The organism is Rhizobium terrae (assembly GCF_003425685.1).
Taxonomy (GTDB): Bacteria; Pseudomonadota; Alphaproteobacteria; order Rhizobiales; family Rhizobiaceae; genus Neorhizobium; species Neorhizobium terrae.
On sequence record NZ_QJKM01000006.1, the window covers coordinates 32,442 to 50,790 of the forward strand.

Sequence of the window (18,349 nt, forward strand, 5' to 3'; positions counted from 1 at the left end):
CGAGGAGAATATCCATGACCAAGATCCTTTCCGCCCTTGCAGCCTGCACCTTCGCGATCGGCCTCTCGCTTGCCGGTGTCGCTTCCGCGCAGGACGCCATGAAGTCCGACACGATGAAGAAGGACAACATGCAAAGCGGCGCGATGTCGAAGGACGCCATGAAGACCGATGCCATGAAGACCGATGCCATGAAGACCGATGCCATGAAGACGGGGAGCACCAAGGCCGACTGCATGCACAATGCCGGCATGGAGAAGGACGCGATGAAGAAGTCCGACATGATGAAGGCCTGCGACACGATGAAATAAGAATTTTCGCACTTTGCGCGGCCGCTGAAACTTTATTCGCAGTGGCCGCGTCCTCTCCTGCGAAACGTCCATTCATCCGGAGAACAATCATGGCGACGATCGATGCCGATATGGAAACCGGCCGCACGCTTGTCTACCGTCACAGCCTCTTGGTGCGCCTGTCGCACTGGATGAATGTGCTGTGCTTCACGGTGCTGCTGTTCAGCGGACTGCAGATATTCAATGCCCATCCGGCACTCTATTGGGGCCAGTACGGCGCCGATAACGATCCGTCCTTCATTTCGATGGAAGCCGTCGAGGACGGTGGCAGCGCGAAGGGCCTGACGCGTGTCGGTCCGTTCGCGTTCGACACGACCGGGTTTCTCGGAGTTTCGAATGTCGACGGCGAAGCGACGGCGCGGGGTTTTCCGGACTGGCTCACCATTCCGAGCTATCAGGATCTTGCGACAGGCCGGCGCTGGCATTTCTTCTTCGCCTGGCTGTTCGTCCTCAACGGCTTTTTCTATCTCGTCTACGGCCTGGCGAGCCGGCACTTTCGACGCGATCTCGTACCCGCCGCAGAAGAATTGATGCCCGCTCATCTGAGCCACGAAGTGGCCAATCACGCGCGGCTGCGTTTTCCGAAAGGGCAGGAGGCCAGGCACTACAACACGCTGCAGAAGCTGGCCTATCTCGCGGTGATCTTCCTGCTTCTGCCGCTGATGATCGGGACGGGGCTCACCATGTCGCCGGGGTTCAACGCCGTGGCGCCCTGGCTGCTGGATGTCTTCGGCGGCCGGCAGTCGGCCCGTACCATTCACTTCCTGACGGCCTTCTCGCTCGTCGCCTTCGTCGCCGTGCATCTGGCGATGGTCGTCCTGTCGGGCGTCTTCAACAACCTGCGTTCCATGATCACCGGCTATTACGCCATCGAACCGGAGGACAAGCCGTGAGCCGTCTCATCACCCGCCGCCGTTTCCTGATCGGTTCGACATTGACCGCCTCCGCGCTGGGCCTCAGCGGCTGCGATGCGCTCGTCGAAAGCGACCGGACGAAATCGGTCCTCAAGATCGCTGAAGGTTTTTCCATGAAAACCCAGCGCTTCCTGCTTGGCGACGACGCGCTCGCCCGCGAATTCGGAGAGGCGGATCTTTCGCCGGTTTTCCGCGCCAACGGCACCAGCATGCCGGACAATCCGCACTATCTCGAATGGATGAACAGCCAGTTCTCCACCTGGAAGCTGGAGGTCGGCGGACTGGTCGAAAAGCCGGCGCAGCTTTCGCTTGCGCAACTCAAGGCCATGCCGTCGCGAACCCAGATCACCCGGCATGACTGCGTCGAAGGCTGGAGCGCGATCGGCAAATGGTCCGGCCTACCGCTCGGCGCTCTGTTGCAGTCGGTCGGTCTGAAGCCGGAAGCGCGCTACATCGTCTTCCACTGTGCCGATGAATACGAAAAGACGCTGGACGGCAGCGGCTGGTATTACGAAAGCATTGATCTGGTCGATGCTTTCCATCCGCAGACCATCCTTGCCTATTCGATGAATGGTCGGGATCTGGAGGTTGCGCATGGCGCGCCGCTGAGGCTCCGGGTCGAGCGGCAGCTTGGTTACAAGCAGGCGAAATATCTCACTCGCATCGAAGCGGTCGCCGAACTCGGCAGGCTCTATGGCGGCAATGGCGGGTTCTGGGAAGATCGCGGCTACGAATGGTATGCCGGGATTTGAAAGAGGCCCGGCATGTTACGCCGGGCCCAGTCCTGTTACGCCAGCGTATAGGCGGTCTTCACGACGGTGAAGAATTCGGCGGCATATTTGCCCTGTTCGCGGGGGCCGAAGGATGAGGCCTTGCGGCCGCCGAACGGCACGTGGAAATCGACGCCGGCGGTCGGCAGGTTGACCATCACCATGCCGGCTTCCGAGTTGCGCTTGAAATGCGTCGCATATTTCAGGCTGGTGGTGGCGATGCCGGCGGAGAGACCGAACGGCGTGTCGTTGGCGGTAGCGAGCGCCTCTTCATAGTTTTTGACGCGAATGACCGATGCGACCGGGCCGAAGATTTCCTCGCGGGAGATGCGCATCTGGTTGGTCGCTTCGGTGAACAGCGTCGGCTGCAGGTAGAAGCCGGGCGTTTCGCGCTTCACGAGTTCGCCGCCGAAGGCGAGCTTGGCGCCTTCGTTCTTGCCGATCTCGATATAGTCTGTATCCGTCTTCAGCTGCTTCTCGTCGACGACCGGGCCGATATGGCTGCCGGCCTTCATGGCGTTGTCGACATTGAGCGACTTCAGCTTTTCGGTTAGCGCGGCGACGAACTTGTCATGGATGCCTTCGGTGACGATCAGGCGCGAAGACGCGGTGCAGCGCTGGCCGGTCGAGAAGAAGCCGGAATTGGCGGCAGCTTCGACGGCGACGGTGAGATCCGCGTCATCGAGGACGACCATCGGGTTCTTGCCGCCCATTTCCAGCTGGAACTTGCGGTTATGCTCGATGGAGGCGAGGGCGACGCGTTTCCCCGTACCGGTGGAGCCGGTAAAGGTGATGCCGGCGAGATCCGGACTGTCGAGCATCGCCTGGCCAACGACCGAACCGCGGCCCATGACGAGGTTCAGCACGCCCTTGGGCAGGCCGGCGCGGTGCAGGATGTCGACGATCGCCCAGGCGCAGCCCGGCACGAGATCGGCCGGCTTGAAAACGACGGTGTTGCCGTAGCAGAGCGCCGGCGCGATCTTCCAGGCGGGAATGGCGATCGGGAAGTTCCAGGGCGTGATGATGCCGATGACGCCGAGCGGCTCGCGGGTGATCTCGACGCCGATGTTCGGGCGGGCGGACGGGACCACCTCGCCAGTCAGGCGCAGCGTTTCGCCGGCGAAGAAATCGAAGATCTGCGCGGCGCGGATGACCTCGCCGGTTGCTTCGGGAAGGATCTTGCCCTCCTCTCGGGCGAGAAGCGCGCCGAGTTCGTCCTTGCGGGCGAGGATTTCGTCGGAGGTCTTCTTCAGGATCGCATGACGCTCGAGGATGCCCGAGCGCGACCAGGCCGGAAAGGCGGCCTTGGCTGCGGCAATCGCGGTCTTCGCGTCTTCGGTCGAACCTTGGGCGTACATGCCGACGACGTCGTTGGTATCGGACGGGCTGATGTTCTTGGATGCCTCGGTGCCGACCCATTCGCCGGCGATCAGGTTCTGGTAGATGGTCATTGACCTCTCCTTTCATGTGAAAGGTCCCGCCATGGGAGCGGGACCGTCAGATAAAGCTTGTTCAGTCGCTCATCGGAAAATGCTTGGCAGCCAGAGCGACAGGGCCGGGATGTAAGTCACGAGCAGCAATACTGCGACGCTGGCTCCGAAGAAAGGCCAGATCGTGCGCATCGCTTCACGTATCGTGATGCCGCCGACCGCGCAACTGACGAAAAGCACGGTGCCGACCGGCGGCGTGTTGAGACCGATGCCGGCGTTCAGGATCATCACGACGCCGAAATGGACAGGATCGATGCCGAAGGCTTTCACGACCGGCAGCAGGATCGGGGTCGATATGATGACCATCGGGGCCATGTCCATGAACGTGCCGAGGATGAGCAGGATGACGTTGATCATCAGGAGCACGATGATCGGATTGTCCGAGATCGCGCCGATCGCGGCAATGATCAGCGACTGAACCTGCAGAAATGCCATCAGCCAGCCGAACGCGGCCGCGGTGCCGATGACGAGCAGAACCATGGCGGTGGTGCGCACGGCGCCCATGACCGCCTCGACGAAACCTTCCCAGTTCAGTTCGCGATAAACGAGCATGGCGACGAGGAAGGCGTAGAGGACGGCAATGCAGGAGCTTTCGGTTGCCGTGAACACGCCGGAGCGGACGCCGCCGAAGATGATGGCGATCAGCAGGATGCCCGGCAGCGAGGCCAGCAGGTAATAGGCGACGCGGGCGAAGCCGGGGAAGGGGTCGGCCGGATAGCCGCGCCTGACGGCAACCCACCAGGCCGTGAACATCAGCGCTCCGGCCAGCAGCAGGCCAGGAATGATGCCTGCGGTGAAGAGGTCGGCGACGGAGACGTTGCCGCCTGCTGCGATCGAATAGAGGATCATGTTGTGCGAGGGCGGGATCATCAGCGCGATGATGGCGGCATTGGCTGTCACATTGACTGCATAGTCCCTGTCGTAACCGCGCGCAGCCATCTGCGGGATCATCAATCCGCCGACCGCCGAGGCATCGGCAACCGCCGAGCCGGAAATGCCGCCGAACAGCGTCGAGGCGACGACGTTGACCTGGCCCAGGCCACCGCGCATGTGGCCGACAATGCCCGCCGCGAAGCGGATGAGGCGATAGGCGATGCCGCCACGCACCATCAGGTCGCCGGCGAAGATGAAGAACGGGATCGCCATCATGGCGAAGACGTTCATGCCCGAATTCAGCTGCTGAAAAACGACGATCGGAGGGAGGCCCATGTAGAGGACCGTTGCGAAGGATGCTATCCCCAGGCAGAAGGCGATCGGCATGCCGATCAGCATCAGCAGCGTGAACGAACCGAAAAGAATGGCATAGGCCATTACGCAGCCTCCTGCACGAGGACGTCGGCGGCGACTTCGACACCGATCACGATATCGGCGAAGCGCTCCAGAGCGAAAAGAGAAATCATCGCGCCGCCGACGATCATCGGGAAGAAATCCGTACCGCCCGGCCAGCCGAGGACGGGAATGGTCGCGGACCAGGTGCCGATGGCAAGCAGCGTCGAATAATAGGCCATGCCGATGCCGAAGAGCACGATGAGGCCGAGGCTGACGAGATCCATCGTCTTCTGAATGACCGGCGGCATGACGTGGCGGACGATATCGAGGCCAAGATGGACGCTCTCACGAACGCCGACGGCGGCGCCAAGCATGATGAACCAGGACATGAGGTAGAGTGACAGCGGCTCGGACCAGCTCGGCGAATCGTTCAGGACGTAACGGCCGAACACCTGCCAACCGACGATGAGCGTCATGGCGACGATGCCAATGCCGGAAATATAAAGTGATAGGCGGCTCAATCCGCCGAGAATCGGCCTGATGGCCAGCACGAAACTTTTCATGAATCTGTCCTCCACGACCCGGCATGCGTTCCCAGTGCCGGTATGAAAAAACCGGCCCTCGTTGGAGGGCCGGTTCATTGTTTTTTGATTATTTGGTGGCCTGGATCTGCTCGAGCAGGGCCTTCTGCTTCGGGTCGGTGACGAACTTGTCGTAGACCGGCTTCATGACGGCCGAGAACTCGTCCTTGTTGACGGTGATGACGTTGGCGCCACCGGCACGGACCTTGGCTTCCGACGTCTTTTCACGGGCAGCCCAGAGTTCGCGCATCTTGACGACGGAGTCCTTGGCGGCCTGGCGGAAAATCTTCTGGTCTTCCGGGGTCAGCTTGTCCCAGGAGATCTTGGACATGACCAGGATTTCCGGATTCAGCGAATGTTCGGTCAGCGTATAGTTCTTGGCGATTTCATAGTGGCGAGCCGATTCATAGGATGGCCAGTTGTTTTCCGCGCCGTCGACCACGCCGGTTTCGAGCGAGGAATAGACTTCGCCCATCGGCATCGGCGTCGGGTTGGCGCCGAAGGCCTGCATCATGGCGATCCAGAGGTCGGATTGCTGGACGCGGATCTTCATGCCCTTCAGGTCGGCAAGCTTGGTGATCGGCTTCTTGGTCGTGTAGAAGGAGCGTGCGCCGGAATCGTAGTAGGCAAGGCCGATCAGGCCATGTGGTTCGAAGGCTTTCAGGATTTCGTCGCCGATCGGGCCATCGACGACCTTGTGCATGTGCTCGGTCGAGCGGAACAGGAAGGGCAGGCCGAGAACGGTGGTTTGCGGCACGAGGTTGTTGAACGGTGCAGCATTGACGCGGTTCATATCGATGACGCCGAAACGGGTCTGTTCGATCGTATCCTTTTCACCGCCCAGTACCGAGTTGTTCATGACCTGGATCTTGATGCGGCCGTTGGTGCGCTGAGAAACCAGTTCACCCATATACTTGACCGCATCGACGGTCGGATAGCCGTCCGGATGGATGTCGGCCGAACGCAGGGTGACCTGGGCATGGGCGGCGGTCGCACCGAGGGCGAGGCCGAATGCAAGGCCGAGGAATTTCGTGAATTTCATTTTGTCCTCCTCAGGTAAATCGCCGGAGCCTCCGTGCTCCGGTCGTTTGGTTTGGCAGTCCCCTCAAGCCTGCTTTGCCGTTTATTGGGTGGGCAGGCCGTAAAGCTCTTCCGGGTTTTTGACGAGCGCGAGTTCGCGTGCGGCATCGTTCGGCAGCCAGCCGAGCACGGTATCGGTCAGCGCCGCGTCGTCCGGATAATCCTTCTGCTCGCGAGCCAGATTGTGCGGCCAGTTGGTGCCCCAGACGATGCGTTCCGGCGCGTATCTGGCTATCTCGCGCGCTACGGCCGCGACGTCTGCATAGTCCGGGCCGCCCGCCTTCGAGGATTCGTAGACGCCGGCGAACTTGAACCAGCATTTGCCGCCATCGATCAGCCGCTTGACGGCATCGACCTGCGGGCTGTCCGGTGTGACGCCTGCGAAGAACTTCCCATGATGATCGAAGACCCAGCGGGACTTCATGGTTTTGAGCCGCGCCTCGTGGTCGAGGATGTTGCTGCCGTCGAACTGCACGGCCACCATCCAGTCGCGCGAGGCAGCCTTGGCGTCGACCGCTTCCAGTTCGGACAGGCTCACCGCGCCGCCCGGCAGATCCATGATGCGGGCGCCGACATTGCCGGTGGCGGCGAGGCGGTCGAGCTCGGCTTCCGGCGTCGTGCCATCGATGACGCAGACGCCGCGGGCTATCGGGCCGAATTCCGCAAGGCAGGCGTTGAGATTGGAATTGTCGCGCTGCTGGGCATTGCCCTGGGTGACGATGACCCGATCGATGCCGATCCAGCGCATGAACTGGAGATACTGGGCCGGTGTCGGCAAGTCTCCAGCCGGAAGGCCAGGGCCACCGGGGAGCGAGGGAAAGCCCGGCAGATAGGCATGCATCTGAGTGTCGACCGCGCCCTTAGGCAGCCTGGTCCTGGGTGGGGTGCCGGAAAGGGTGCGGACGAGCATCAGATGTCTCCCATGCGGAATTCTTTGAGCGCATCGCGGTTGATCTCGATCCCGAGGCCAGGGCCGTTCGGGATCTCAACCACGCCGCGCTCGTGTTCGATCGGGGTTTTGATCACCGCCTGACGGAACGGATTATCGGTACGGTCGAATTCGAGGATCGGTTCGATCGGGTTGACGCGAACTGGGCTCGGGACCATCGCCGCCATGAACTGCAGCGCGGCGGCGATATGCACGGCCGTCCCCCACACATGCGGCACGACGCGGACGCCATGCAGCGCCGCGAGATCGGCGATGCGCTTGGCCTCCGTGAAACCACCGACGCCGGCGAGGTCAGGCTGGACGATGTCGACGGCGCGCGTTTCGATCGGCTCGCGCATGCCCCAGCGGGTGTGCCAGGTCTCGCCGCCGGCAACCGGGATCGGCTGTTTGGCGCGGATTTCGCGATAGGCGGCCAGCTGTTCGGGAACGACCGGTTCCTCGAACCAGTCGATGCCGTATTCGGCGGCGGCATTACCGAGCCTGATCGCTTCTACGGCGTCATAACCATGGTTTGCGTCGATCATCACCCGCATGTCGGAACCTGCCGCCTCGCGCACGGCGCGGATGACGCGGAGGTCCTCCTCGACGCCGAAACCGATCTTGATCTTGGTGGCGTGGAAACCTTCTTGCCGATAGCGAGCGACATCCGTCGCATTGTCCTCAACGCGGTCGACGCCGTCACGCTTGAAGCTGCCGGTCGCATAGGCCTTGACACTTTCGCGGAATCTGCCGCCGAGCAGGATCGAGACAGGCGCCCCGAAATGCTTGCCCTTGATGTCCCAGAGCGCGATGTCGATACCGGAAAGCGCGGTGATTGTCAGGCCGCGCTGGCCCTGGTCGCGCAGCGCATTATAGAGTGTCGCCCAGATCTTTTCGGTTTCCAGCGGGTTCTGGCCGATCAGCCAGCTCGTATAGGCTGCAACGATCGCGGCATTCGGACGGGCAGGGCCGAGGCATTCGCCCCAGCCGATCGTACCGTCGTCGCACTCGATCTCGACGAGCACATGGGCGCGGCGATCGAAGCGCATCGAGGCGCTTTCGAAGGCGACGTCGAGCCTGTGTTCGAGAAGATGGGTGCGGACCGAAACGATTTTCATAGGAGCTACGCCCTTGGGTTACCGCTTGTGGCTGCCGATAAGCTTCAGGAGCATCTGCTCTTCCTCGGCCGTCAGGTCGTCGAGCGGCGGACGGACCTTGCCGGCATTGAAGCCCTGCAGGCGCACGCCGGCCTTGATGGCCGCGACGGCGTAACCTTTGCGGCGGCTGCGTAGCGCCATGAAGGGGTAGAAGAAATCCTTGAGTATCTCTTCGCAGCGGGTGCGGTTGCCGGCGCGCAGCGCCTTGTAGAATTCGACGGCGAGGCCGGGAACGAAGTTGAAGACGGCGGAGGAATAGGTGGTGAAGCCGGCGCCGAGATAGGCTTCGGCGAACAGTTCGGCGGTCGGCATGCCGCCGAGATACATCAGCCGGTCGCCCATGGTGGCGGTGATCTGGCGGACGAGACCGATGTCGCCGGTGCCGTCCTTGAAACCGACGAGATTAGGGCATTCATCGCAAAGACGCTTCAGCGTGTCGACCTGCAGAACCGAGTTGTCGCGGTTATAGACCATGACGCCGATGCCGACCGACTGGCAGATGCGCTTGACATGCTGGTAGAGGCCTTCCTGCGGCGCATCGATCAGGTAATGCGGCAGGAGCAGGATGCCGTCGGCGCCGGCTTTTTCGACGGCCCTGGCGAGTTCGACGCCGACATGGGTGCCGAAACCGCAGCCCGAGACGATCGCCGTCTTGCCGGAAGCTTCCTTGGCTGCCTTGACGATGCCGGGAATTTCGTCGGGAGAGAGCGAGAAGAATTCACCCGTGCCGCCGGCGGCGAACAGGACCGGCGCTTCGAAACCCGACAGCCATTCGATGTGACGCTGATAGCTTTCCTGTTGGAACTGGCCTTCCTTGTCGAAATGGGTCACGGGGAAGGACAGCAGGCCGGTGCCAAGCACGGCCTTGATCTCTTCAGGCGTCATCATGCGAATTCCTCTGTAAACAACTCCTCCGGGTGAAATTGTCGTACAGATCGTGCTGACTTGTGTCAACAAGTCATCTTACAGATTCGCGGAGCTCCCGCAGGAGGGTGCGATAACGCAGCTGGCTGCCGCGCAGATGGCGACGCATGGCGTCGCGCGCCTCCTCCTCGTCGCCATCGGAAATCGCCACGACGATGGCATTGTGCTCCTCGTCGAGCAGCTTAATATAGGCGGCCTGATCAGTTTCCGAATCGTCCGGGCGCAAGGCTGCGCGGGGGATCAGGTTGCGGCCGATCATCGTCAGGAATTCGCGGAAGCGGGGGTTGTTGGTCGCCTCGGCGATGGCGAGATGCAGCGCGAAATCCGCCTCGCTGGTGGGTTTCGAGGCTTCGAGACAGGCCCGGATCGCATAATGGCGGTCGAGAATGACTTCTTCCTGAGCAGGCGAGCGGCGGAGCGCCGCAAGCCCAGCGGCTTCGACTTCGACGGCCGTTCTAAGCTCCAGGAGCTCGATCATCGAGGAAACCCGGGCCAGATCGAGGTCGGAAAGAGACAAGGGCGTGGGTTGAGGGGCGGCGGAGGCTTCCAGCACGAAAACCCCGGCGCCCTGTCGTGCTTCCACCAGGCGATCGGCGCGCAAAGACGCGATCGCCTCGCGCACCACGGTGCGGCTGACGCTGTAGGCTTCCGTCAACTGCGCTTCGCTCGGCAGGCGGGATCCCGGCGGAAACTGCCCCTTTGTAATTGCCTGGCGCAACGTGTCGCCGAGCTGCGAAACAAGCGTCCTCGATCCCCTGCCGGTATCGAGTTTTGTTTCAACGCTCATTTCACTCTCCCTGATAAAGCCAGCGCATCACAGCGCCCGCCGACTCATATGTCAAGTTGGCCTTGATCATCGGGCCGGCTCTGACTTATTGACCGGTCTCGACCAAGATGTATGATAAGTGATGACGCTTGTCACGAACAAGTTGGGCCCATAGCTGGATTGCCGCGGTCGCCCCGCGCCGCTTTCGGAGGACGAATTTTGAAAAGACTTTTGATCACCGGCGCCGCAGGCGGCCTCGGCCGTGCCATGCGCGCCCGCCTTGCGGGGTTTGCCGACACGCTTCGCCTGTCGGATATTTCCGATCTCGGCGCCGCCGGCCCGAATGAAGAGCTGGTCCAGTGTGATCTGGGCGATGCCGATGCCGTCACGAAGCTCGTCGAGGGCTGCGACGGAATTCTGCACCTCGGCGGCATTTCAGTCGAGGACAAGTTCTCGAAGATCCTCAACGCCAACCTGCTCGGCCTCTACAATCTCTATGAAGCGGCCCGTGCCCATGGGCAGCCGCGCATCCTTTTCGCCAGCTCCAACCATGTCGTCGGTTTCTATCGGCAGGACGAACATATCGACGTGAAGGCACCGATGAAGCCGGACGGCCTCTATGGCGTCTCGAAATGTTTCGGCGAGGCGCTGGCCCGCATGTATTTCGAAAAATTCGGTCAGGAGACGGCGCTGGTGAGGATCGGCAGCTGTTTCGAAAAGCCGATGAACCACCGCATGCTGTCCGGCTGGATGTCCTACGACGATTTCGTCTCGCTGATCGGCTGCGTTTTCCGCGCACCGATGCTCGGCTGCCCGATCATCTGGGGTATTTCCGACAATGACAGCAAGTGGTGGGATAATTCACACGCGTCCTATCTCGGCTGGAAACCGAAGGACAACGCGGAGCGCTATCGCGCCGAACTCGAAGCAAGCCAGGAGCGACCGGCGCCGACTTCGGCCATGGCGGTCTATCAGGGCGGCAAGTTCGTCGAGGACCCGATCTTCGCGGAGGACTGAGCCGGTCTTGCCGGTTCTTGTTTCCGGGTTTTGAACCCACCACATCAGCTCCTTCTTCGCTCCTTCTTCCGAAGGGCGCTTTTCGGAGTTCTTGTCATGGGATTCATCGATATCAATCCTCCCGTCCCCGAGGATGACGTTCTGCTGGACGTCTATTCGGAGACGGTCGCCGGCGCCGTCGATCGCGTCGGCCCCGCCGTCAGCCGCATAGAGCGGCTCGGCGGCGTTGCTGGCCAAGGGGGCCATGGATCGGGCTTTGCCATTTCGCCCGACGGCCTGATCATCACCAATCATCACGTCGTCGCGGATGCCAAGACGGTTCGCATCCTGAGCGCCAATGGCGCGGTCGGCCAGGGTGCCGTGCTCGGCCGCGATGCCGATACGGATATCGCCCTGGTGCGCGCCGATATGGACGTGCAGGCCTGGGCGAGGCTTGGCAATTCCAAGAAGCTGCGCCGTGGCCATATCGCGATCGCGATCGGCAATCCGCTCGGTTTCGACTGGTCGGTCACGTCGGGCGTCGTCTCGGCACTCGGCCGTTCGATGCGGGCTTCCACCGGCCGTCTGATCGACGACGTGGTGCAGACGGATGCGGCGCTCAATCCGGGCAATTCCGGCGGGCCGCTGGTATCCGCTTCCGGCGAGGTGGTGGGCGTCAATACCGCGGTCATTCGGGGCGCACAGGGCATCGCCTTTGCGGTCGCCTCCAACACGGCCAATTTCGTCGTGTCGGAAATCCTGCGGTTCGGCCATGTGCGGCGCGCCTTCATCGGCATCGTCGTCGATACGACCGCGCTCCCGCGGCGCGTCGCGCTCAAGGCCGGTATGCAGCAGGACACGACGGTGCGCATCCGCCGCATCGATCCCGGCAGCCCGGCGGAAAAGGCGAGGCTCAAGGAAGGGGATTTCATCCTGGCGATCGATGGTCAGCCCGTCGCGGGCGCGGATGATCTGATCCGGCTCCTCGATGGAACACGGATCGGCAAGGAAACACCGATCACCGTCTATGATCTCGATCAGCAGGTCGTCGATCGGGTGCTCGTTCCTGCCGCGCGCCCCAAGGGCTGATCGGCCGGATCCTGGGAGAGACGATCCCTCAACCGTCGCTTCCCGGCTTCGTCGAAACCGAGCTTCGCCAGATATTCCGGCACGCCGCCATAATGCAGGCGGATATGATCGAGCGCCTGGCGCATGCTATGCGGCTCGGATGCGAGGACGATGTCGGCCAGTGCGGCGGACGTGCCGCGCCCGAGCGCGCGTTCACGAAGTCGGGCGATCAGCGGACCGGAGATCGTGGCGGTGAGCGCGTAGTCCTCGATGATCGTCGTGTCGTCGACGCCGGCATTGGCGAGCAGCAGGGCAGAAATGACCCCGGTGCGGTCCTTACCGGCACTGCAGTGGAAGAGGACTACCCCGTCCGGCGCGTCGGCGATCGTGTTCAACACTTCGGCTATTGCGGGCTGGCAGGCGTCGAGCGCCCGGCAATAACGGTCGCCCATGTCGAAGCTCATGCTCGCCCCCGCCATCATCTCGACCGGCGCCAGCGCCGAAAAGACCGGCGTGTTGTGGTAACGCACCCGTTCGTGCCCCGCGAAGGGATTGGCTTCGGCGGCGATCTCATGGGCATTGCGCAGGTCGATGACGGTCGTCAGGCCGTGGCCCAGCAGCGCGTCGATATCGGCCGAGCTCAGGCGGTGCAGGGCGTCGCCGCGCAGCAATGAGCGCCAGCGTGTCGAGCCTCCGCTCGCGGTCCTGTAGCCGCCGAGATCGCGGACATTGTGGGCGCCTTCGAGCGCGATCAGTCGGTCGTGGATAATCATTTCAGCGGATTCCGGATTTCATGAAGGATTCGATGACGTGGCGCTGGAGGATCAGGTAGATGAGCAGGATCGGCAGGCTGGCGAGCGCGGCCGCCGCCATCAGCGGTCCCCACAGATTGCCTTCCTGGGTCATGAACATCTGCAGACCAATCTGAACGACCGAGTTCTCCGGCTTGCGGGAAAGCAGCAGGGGCCAGAAATATTCGTTCCAGGCCGAAATGAAGGCGATGATCGACAGCGAGGCGATCGGTGCGCCCATGTTCGGCGTGACGATCTGCCAGAGGATCTTCCAGCTTCTCGCGCCGTCTATGCGCGCCGCTTCCAGAATCTCGGTCGGGAAGGAGCGCATGGCGTGGTAGAGCAGCAGCACCGCGAAGGCATGGCTGGCGTTCGGCAGGATGAGGCCGGTCAGCGTGTCAAGGAGGCCGAGCCGGGAGGCCAGCACATAGTTCGGGATCATCGTCACCTGGAAGGGAACGAGCCAGGAAAGTGCGATCAAACCATGAATGACGCCGGAGAGCCGCATGCGCCAGCGCACCAGGGCATACGCCGCGAAAAGGCCGGTCACGACCTGGAGAGCCGCCGTTGCCGCAGCGACGATCGTCGTGTTGGCAAGCATCTGCAGCATCGGAATGCGGGTCAGTACGAACACATAGTTTTCGAGGGTCGGGCTGGCCGGCCAGAAGGCCGTCGAGAAGATCTCGTTTTCCGGACGCAGCGAGGTGACGATCATCCAATAGATCGGGAAGATCGACAAGATCGACAGGAGGACCATCACCGCATGTACGGCCAGGCAGCGCAGACTGCCCATATTCGATGCAGACGAGGCGAGCGGCGGGTGGCCCTGGGAAATATCCGGGGAGGCGTCAATTGTCATAGACTGCGAACCTCCTGGTCAGCCACATGCAGCCTGCGGCGACGACCGCAAAACCGGCGAAGGCGATCATGCCGGCGGCCGAACTCCAGCCGGCCGACATGGTCTGGAAACCGTATTCCCAGAGCAGGTAGAAGATGTTGGTGGTCGATTTCAGCGGACCGCCATTGGTCAGCACATTGATATAGGCAAAGCTCCATTGCGCGCCGAACAGGATCGTCATCATCGACAGAAGCAGGATGGTCGGCGAGAGGAGCGGCAGGCGGATGTCGCGGATGATCCCCCAGCGGCTAGCGCCGTCGATGCGGGCCGCCTCGATATAGGAGGGATTGATGCCGGCATTGGCCGCCGAGAAAAGCAGGGTCGAAAAGCCGATCAGTTTCCAGCCGGTGATCCAGGTGAGCGTTGCGAGCGCATAGTTCGGATCGGTCAGGAAACCGATGCGGCCCAGGCCCATTTGCTCCAGCCACAGGGTGATCAGGCCCTGGTCCTCGTTGAGCAGCCAGCGCCAGAGGATCGCGGCGACGACGGGGGCGACGATCATCGGCACGAAGATCAGCCCGCGATAGATCATCCGGGCGCGGCCGGTCAGATCCTGGGTCCAGATCGCCACGAAGAGCGGGATGATCACCGACATCGGGAAAAGGCCGAGGATGTAGTAAAGCGTGTTCCAGAGCGCGTTGCGCATCTCCGGCAATGCCATGAGGCGCTCGTAGTTCTTCAATCCCACATAACGCTGGGGCGCCGTCGGCAGCATGTTCCACTGGTAGAAGGAAAGCTGAAATGCCTCGACCAGCGGAATATAGGTCCAGACGAACAGCAGGATGAGTGCCGGTGCGAGGTAGGCCCAAGGCGCGACGGTGAATGTCTCTCGCTGGCGCCGTGTTTTGGCCGGGGTTTGGGCTGTCGCAAGCGGTCTGGCGAGGTCAGCCTGGATATCGGTCATGATGCGGGTCCCGATGGATTTCAGATGCCGGGCGATGGAGCGAACACGCCCGGCATCCTTCCTCGTGATGTCATGCCTTGGCGGGCAGGGTGCCCAAGGCGCGTGTCGCGGTTAGAAGCTTTAAGGCATCAGCTCCTGGCCCTGCTCCTGAGCGGCCTTGAGGGTTGCGATCGGGTCGCCGTTGCCGAAAACGGCTTCACGCACCGCGTCCATCATCATCTTCTCGACCTGGCGGTAGTTCGGACCGGGGAAGGCCATGTTCGGCGTCAGGCGATTGAGTTGTTCCAGATTGGCGCGGAACATCGGGTTTTTCTTGACCCACGGGCCGAGATAGTTCGGATCGTCGACGATGTCGAGGCGCAGCGGCAGGTAGCCGATTTTGCTGGTGATGATCGTGTAGGCTTCCTTGCTCGTCAGATATTTCAGGAGCTCATACGAAGCACGCTGCTTGGCCGGATCCCTGCTGAAGACGAAGAGTGCGCTGCCGGAATTGGTCGGGGCGGTCGGCTTTTCGCCGAAAGACGGCATCGGGGCGATGCGCAGGTCGAACTTGCCTTGGGCGGCCTTCTTGTAGGAGCCGAGGACCGCCGTCGTATAGACGAACATGCCGAGATTGCCGGCGGCGAACGTGTCCGAGCCGCTGGCCGGATCGATCTTGGCATGGGCGCCGCTCGTTACCATATCGCGCATCGTCTTGACCGCTTCGGCGGCATCCTTGTCGGCGAAGGTCAGCTTGTCGCCTTCGCGCACCTTGCCGCCGTTCGACATGACAATCGCCTGGTAGACGAAGGTACCGTCGCTCGGGCCGTAAGCTCCCGGGAAGAAGCCGTTTTTGCCAGTCTTTTCCTTGATCGCCTTGCCGGCGATGTTGACGTCGGCCCAGGTCTTCGGCGGATTGTTCGGATCGAGGCCGGCCTGCTTGAAGAGGTCGCCGTTGTAATAGAGAACCGGTGTGGAGAAGGTATAGGCGAGGCCGTATGTCTTGCCGTCCACCTTGCCGAGCTCGAGCCCCTTGGGGATCATGCCGGCGAGATGCTCCTTCAGCTCGGCGGGGCTTACCATGTCTTCGAGCGCGTTGCCGCCGAGATCGGAAGCGATGAAGATCAGGTCGCGGAAAGTAAGCTGGGCAACGTCCGGCTGCTTGCCGGCGACAATATCGGCCTGCACGCGGTTGATGATCTCGTTCGAGGGCACAGCGATCGTTTCGACCTTGACGTTCGGGAACTTCTTTTCAAAACCGGCGATCAGCTCCTTGGTGGCCTCGGAGCCGATGCCTGCAGAGGCGAGATTGTAGTTGTAGAAGCTGATGGTGACCGGCTTGTCGATCGTCTTCGGCATTTCCGCGAGGGCGCCGAGGGGCAGGATGGAGGCGGCGGCGAGCGTCGCCATGAGCTTGAGCGTGGTTCTGCGCAGCATTTGCGTGTCTCCGGGTGGGGATTTATTCGGCAGCGACGGGCATAGCCCGGGCCATCAGCAGTTCGAGGGGATAGGTGTTGAGTTCGGCGCGGTCCGACGGCAGCGGCACGAAGGCCATGGTAAGGCCGGAGGGGCGGATCGTGCCGATGCCGAAGGAGGCGCCGCGGACCATGCGCAGGATGTCGGTGCGCAGGATATCGGTCGCCGCATGCTGGCCGGTGCCGACGACGACGGGGATGCCGTGCCAGACGGAGACGCGGTCGTGATGGATATGGCCGCTCAGGATGCCGACGATGTTGCGGCCCCCGAGCAGTTCGCGGAAGCGCTCCGACTGCGGGAAGTGGATCGTTCGCCAGTGTGTTGCATCGGCTTCCTCACCCAATGCAGGAGGATGATGGACGACGATCAGTTTCGGCAGGTCCGGATGGCTGTCGAGCGTCGACGCGAGCCAGTCGAACTGTTCCGGATCGATCGTGCCGCCGATCAGGCCCGGCGTGGAGGAATCGATCGTGACGATATGGATGCCGTCGATGACCGTGTCATGGTCGTAGGGCGCCTCCGGATCGGCCGTCTCGACGCCCATGCCTTCGTAGAAGCCGGGGCGGGTATCGTGGTTGCCGAGCGCGTAGATCACCGGCACGTCGAGCTTGGCGTCCATGATCTCCTTCAGCCGGCGAAAACTCTCCGCATCGCCGCGGTTGGTGAGGTCGCCGCTGGCAATGACGAATTGCGGCTTCGGCGTCACGGTCGCCACGAGGTCCAGGACCTGATGGAGCGTTTCGGTCGTGTCCGAATGCAGATGGCTGTCGTCGGCGGTACCGATATGCAGGTCGGTCAGATGGATGAAAGTGGTTTCGCGGCGCATCGGATACCTCCTGGGGGACAGTCTGGGACGGTTTCGTCAGGAAGATCGATAGAAGCGGTTTGTTTCCCGGTCGTGACGGATTTCGAATGCCGTTCGAATCGGCGGGATCAGGCCATGCGCCGGAACATCGGAGCGATCACTTCGACCATGCGGGCGATGACGAGTTCCGGATCGTCAAGGTTCATGCGGTAATTGGTGAGGACTTCGGTGCGCGGGCGGCTTCGGGTGACTTGCGAGCGGATGCCGAGCGCGCAATTGAGCCGCCAGCCGATATCCACCTCGTCGAGCCAGGGCGCAATCCGTTTCAGGTGAGGAATGAAGGCGCGGTGGTGTTCGACATCGTCGATGATCCGCCGGTAGTGCGGCGCACGCTCCCGGTGCGTCTTCGCCATCGAGGTGAAATGCGAAAGGACCGGATAGCTGGAAGTGGGATCGAGGCTCCACCGGATCGAGGGTCCGACAAGCGCTGCGATGACTTCTTCCAGATCCGGCGGGTCGGGCGCCCGGCGGTCGGCGGCCTTGCGCAGCAGGCTCAGGCGCTCGGCATTCAGCCGCCGGTAGACCCGTTCGGCGACAGCCGCGATCAGCTCTTCCTGCGAACCGAAATGATAGGCGATGGCAGACGGCGTCGCATTGGCCTCGACAGCGATACGCCGCGCCGTCAGATCCTCCAGAGCCTCAGCTTCGCAAAGCAGGTTCTCGCAGGCGTCCATAAGCCTGATGGCGGTGAGATTGGTACGGCCGTGCATGGATCGATCACCCTCGACAGAGCCAGCCTAGACGCGGTTTATGTAGAGTGGATGACAGGTTCAGGCTAAGTCGGCGCGGCTGCTTTCCTCGTCGGCGCGGCGGGCAAAGGGAGCCGGCCATTGGTCACGATCACCTTCGTCATTGCGAAATTCGTGCATGCGATGCTTGATCGCCAGCGCATAGATCGTGTCGAGAATATTGCGATCCCGCAGGTGCGGGTCGGTAAGGCCAAGCAACGCCGCCCGAACGATCTTCTTGCTCGATGTCCTGGGGCAGCGTTTCGCGACGAAGTCGAACAATACCTTGTCCGTCAGTCCTTCCATCGCACCATCTACCAGTGCCTCGTAGATTTTGCGCTTCTCCCCCATCGGACCCTTCCCATGCCCTTGATTCAATCGTGTCATGTAAATGTCATCTAATTGTCATCATCCATTT

General features: G+C 62.0%; 20 protein-coding genes. 5 read left to right on the plus strand and 15 right to left on the minus strand.

Translation table 11 applies throughout. The features are described from left to right. Positions 1 to 14 precede the first annotated feature (14 nt). The 3 genes from DMO26_RS12255 to DMO26_RS12265 all read left to right on the plus strand — a co-directional run bounded on the left by DMO26_RS12255 (position 15) and on the right by DMO26_RS12265 (position 2,013). Positions 15 to 308, plus strand: coding sequence for a pentapeptide MXKDX repeat protein (locus tag DMO26_RS12255; RefSeq protein ID WP_117192365.1), 294 nt, complete (start codon positions 15 to 17; stop codon positions 306 to 308). An 89-nt stretch (positions 309 to 397) separates the two neighbouring features. Then, complete coding sequence (locus DMO26_RS12260; protein ID WP_117192366.1) at positions 398 to 1,240, plus strand: cytochrome b/b6 domain-containing protein; 843 nt, start codon at positions 398 to 400, stop codon at positions 1,238 to 1,240. Beyond that, positions 1,237 to 2,013, plus strand: a complete 777-nt coding sequence (locus DMO26_RS12265) for a molybdopterin-dependent oxidoreductase (protein WP_117192367.1) — start codon at positions 1,237 to 1,239, stop codon at positions 2,011 to 2,013. Before DMO26_RS12260 ends, DMO26_RS12265 begins: the two co-directional genes overlap by 4 nt. A 35-nt stretch (positions 2,014 to 2,048) precedes the next feature. Here DMO26_RS12265 and DMO26_RS12270 read toward each other — a convergent pair whose 3' ends face one another. The 8 genes from DMO26_RS12270 to DMO26_RS12305 form a co-directional block, all read right to left on the minus strand. Next, the gene (locus tag DMO26_RS12270; RefSeq protein ID WP_117192368.1) at positions 2,049 to 3,482 is read right to left on the minus strand and encodes an aldehyde dehydrogenase family protein; all 1,434 of its coding nucleotides are present in this window, start codon (positions 3,480 to 3,482) and stop codon (positions 2,049 to 2,051) included. A gap of 69 nt (positions 3,483 to 3,551) precedes the next feature. Further along, complete coding sequence (locus DMO26_RS12275) at positions 3,552 to 4,832, minus strand: TRAP transporter large permease (protein ID WP_117192369.1); 1,281 nt, start codon at positions 4,830 to 4,832, stop codon at positions 3,552 to 3,554. Then, positions 4,832 to 5,353, minus strand: coding sequence for a TRAP transporter small permease (locus DMO26_RS12280; protein ID WP_117192370.1), 522 nt, complete (start codon positions 5,351 to 5,353; stop codon positions 4,832 to 4,834). Before DMO26_RS12280 ends, DMO26_RS12275 begins: the two co-directional genes overlap by 1 nt. Before the next feature lie 88 nt (positions 5,354 to 5,441). After that, on the minus strand, positions 5,442 to 6,413 hold the full coding sequence (locus tag DMO26_RS12285) for a TRAP transporter substrate-binding protein (RefSeq protein WP_117192371.1): 972 nt from the start codon (positions 6,411 to 6,413) through the stop codon (positions 5,442 to 5,444). A gap of 81 nt (positions 6,414 to 6,494) precedes the next feature. Further along, positions 6,495 to 7,361 (minus strand): amidohydrolase family protein, encoded by an 867-nt coding sequence (locus DMO26_RS12290; RefSeq protein WP_117192372.1) that lies wholly within the window; start codon positions 7,359 to 7,361, stop codon positions 6,495 to 6,497. Then, positions 7,361 to 8,497 (minus strand): mandelate racemase/muconate lactonizing enzyme family protein, encoded by a 1,137-nt coding sequence (locus DMO26_RS12295; protein WP_117192373.1) that lies wholly within the window; start codon positions 8,495 to 8,497, stop codon positions 7,361 to 7,363. Before DMO26_RS12295 ends, DMO26_RS12290 begins: the two co-directional genes overlap by 1 nt. Before the next feature lie 18 nt (positions 8,498 to 8,515). Continuing rightward, positions 8,516 to 9,421, minus strand: coding sequence for a 5-dehydro-4-deoxyglucarate dehydratase (kdgD, locus tag DMO26_RS12300; protein ID WP_117192716.1), 906 nt, complete (start codon positions 9,419 to 9,421; stop codon positions 8,516 to 8,518). Positions 9,422 to 9,494: 73 nt separating this feature from the next. Next, positions 9,495 to 10,247, minus strand: coding sequence for a FadR/GntR family transcriptional regulator (locus DMO26_RS12305; protein ID WP_117192374.1), 753 nt, complete (start codon positions 10,245 to 10,247; stop codon positions 9,495 to 9,497). Positions 10,248 to 10,445: 198 nt separating this feature from the next. Between DMO26_RS12305 and DMO26_RS12310 the strand changes: the two genes are divergently transcribed. Together DMO26_RS12310 and DMO26_RS12315 are read left to right on the plus strand one after the other, a co-directional pair. Next, positions 10,446 to 11,243 (plus strand): NAD-dependent epimerase/dehydratase family protein, encoded by a 798-nt coding sequence (locus DMO26_RS12310; RefSeq protein WP_117192375.1) that lies wholly within the window; start codon positions 10,446 to 10,448, stop codon positions 11,241 to 11,243. Positions 11,244 to 11,339: 96 nt separating this feature from the next. Then, positions 11,340 to 12,311, plus strand: a complete 972-nt coding sequence (locus tag DMO26_RS12315) for a S1C family serine protease (RefSeq protein WP_117192376.1) — start codon at positions 11,340 to 11,342, stop codon at positions 12,309 to 12,311. Here DMO26_RS12315 and DMO26_RS12320 read toward each other — a convergent pair. From DMO26_RS12320 to DMO26_RS12350, 7 genes are all read right to left on the minus strand, one after another. After that, positions 12,260 to 13,063, minus strand: coding sequence for a tyrosine-protein phosphatase (locus DMO26_RS12320; RefSeq protein WP_117192377.1), 804 nt, complete (start codon positions 13,061 to 13,063; stop codon positions 12,260 to 12,262). The two genes, DMO26_RS12315 and DMO26_RS12320, sit on opposite strands and share 52 nt — an antisense overlap. Position 13,064: 1 nt before the next feature. Beyond that, positions 13,065 to 13,940 carry a carbohydrate ABC transporter permease gene (locus DMO26_RS12325; RefSeq protein ID WP_117192378.1) on the minus strand — a complete coding sequence of 292 codons (876 nt, stop codon included), beginning with the start codon at positions 13,938 to 13,940 and terminating at the stop codon, positions 13,065 to 13,067. Next, positions 13,930 to 14,883: a carbohydrate ABC transporter permease gene (locus DMO26_RS12330; RefSeq protein WP_117192379.1), complete on the minus strand. Its 954-nt coding sequence runs from the start codon at positions 14,881 to 14,883 to the stop codon at positions 13,930 to 13,932. The genes DMO26_RS12325 and DMO26_RS12330 overlap by 11 nt, the downstream gene beginning before the upstream one ends. Positions 14,884 to 15,003: 120 nt before the next feature. Then, positions 15,004 to 16,299 (minus strand): ABC transporter substrate-binding protein, encoded by a 1,296-nt coding sequence (locus tag DMO26_RS12335; protein WP_117192380.1) that lies wholly within the window; start codon positions 16,297 to 16,299, stop codon positions 15,004 to 15,006. Between the two features lie 22 nt (positions 16,300 to 16,321). Then, positions 16,322 to 17,164 carry a metallophosphoesterase family protein gene (locus DMO26_RS12340; RefSeq protein ID WP_117192381.1) on the minus strand — a complete coding sequence of 281 codons (843 nt, stop codon included), beginning with the start codon at positions 17,162 to 17,164 and terminating at the stop codon, positions 16,322 to 16,324. 107 nt (positions 17,165 to 17,271) lie between these two features. Continuing rightward, complete coding sequence (locus DMO26_RS12345; protein WP_117192382.1) at positions 17,272 to 17,913, minus strand: TetR family transcriptional regulator; 642 nt, start codon at positions 17,911 to 17,913, stop codon at positions 17,272 to 17,274. Between the two features lie 60 nt (positions 17,914 to 17,973). Continuing rightward, positions 17,974 to 18,282, minus strand: coding sequence for a hypothetical protein (locus DMO26_RS12350; RefSeq protein WP_117192383.1), 309 nt, complete (start codon positions 18,280 to 18,282; stop codon positions 17,974 to 17,976). Between the last annotated feature and the right edge of the window lie 67 nt (positions 18,283 to 18,349).

What these genes read in the sequence shown, in the direction of transcription:
- DMO26_RS12325 (WP_117192378.1), bottom strand. Translation starts at nt 13,940, where the DNA reads ATGACAATTGACGCCTCCCCGGATATTTCCCAGGGCCACCCGCCGCTC.
- DMO26_RS12270 (WP_117192368.1), bottom strand. Translation starts at nt 3,482, where the DNA reads ATGACCATCTACCAGAACCTGATCGCCGGCGAATGGGTCGGCACCGAG.
- DMO26_RS12305 (WP_117192374.1), bottom strand. Translation starts at nt 10,247, where the DNA reads ATGAGCGTTGAAACAAAACTCGATACCGGCAGGGGATCGAGGACGCTT.
- DMO26_RS12255 (WP_117192365.1), top strand. Translation starts at nt 15, where the DNA reads ATGACCAAGATCCTTTCCGCCCTTGCAGCCTGCACCTTCGCGATCGGC.
- DMO26_RS12260 (WP_117192366.1), top strand. Translation starts at nt 398, where the DNA reads ATGGCGACGATCGATGCCGATATGGAAACCGGCCGCACGCTTGTCTAC.
- DMO26_RS12335 (WP_117192380.1), bottom strand. Translation starts at nt 16,299, where the DNA reads ATGCTGCGCAGAACCACGCTCAAGCTCATGGCGACGCTCGCCGCCGCC.
- DMO26_RS12295 (WP_117192373.1), bottom strand. Translation starts at nt 8,497, where the DNA reads ATGAAAATCGTTTCGGTCCGCACCCATCTTCTCGAACACAGGCTCGAC.
- DMO26_RS12320 (WP_117192377.1), bottom strand. Translation starts at nt 13,063, where the DNA reads ATGATTATCCACGACCGACTGATCGCGCTCGAAGGCGCCCACAATGTC.
- DMO26_RS12345 (WP_117192382.1), bottom strand. Translation starts at nt 17,913, where the DNA reads ATGCACGGCCGTACCAATCTCACCGCCATCAGGCTTATGGACGCCTGC.
- kdgD (WP_117192716.1), bottom strand. Translation starts at nt 9,421, where the DNA reads ATGACGCCTGAAGAGATCAAGGCCGTGCTTGGCACCGGCCTGCTGTCC.
- DMO26_RS12275 (WP_117192369.1), bottom strand. Translation starts at nt 4,832, where the DNA reads ATGGCCTATGCCATTCTTTTCGGTTCGTTCACGCTGCTGATGCTGATC.
- DMO26_RS12315 (WP_117192376.1), top strand. Translation starts at nt 11,340, where the DNA reads ATGGGATTCATCGATATCAATCCTCCCGTCCCCGAGGATGACGTTCTG.
- DMO26_RS12340 (WP_117192381.1), bottom strand. Translation starts at nt 17,164, where the DNA reads ATGCGCCGCGAAACCACTTTCATCCATCTGACCGACCTGCATATCGGT.
- DMO26_RS12330 (WP_117192379.1), bottom strand. Translation starts at nt 14,883, where the DNA reads ATGACCGATATCCAGGCTGACCTCGCCAGACCGCTTGCGACAGCCCAA.
- DMO26_RS12280 (WP_117192370.1), bottom strand. Translation starts at nt 5,353, where the DNA reads ATGAAAAGTTTCGTGCTGGCCATCAGGCCGATTCTCGGCGGATTGAGC.
- DMO26_RS12290 (WP_117192372.1), bottom strand. Translation starts at nt 7,361, where the DNA reads ATGCTCGTCCGCACCCTTTCCGGCACCCCACCCAGGACCAGGCTGCCT.
- DMO26_RS12285 (WP_117192371.1), bottom strand. Translation starts at nt 6,413, where the DNA reads ATGAAATTCACGAAATTCCTCGGCCTTGCATTCGGCCTCGCCCTCGGT.
- DMO26_RS12350 (WP_117192383.1), bottom strand. Translation starts at nt 18,282, where the DNA reads ATGGGGGAGAAGCGCAAAATCTACGAGGCACTGGTAGATGGTGCGATG.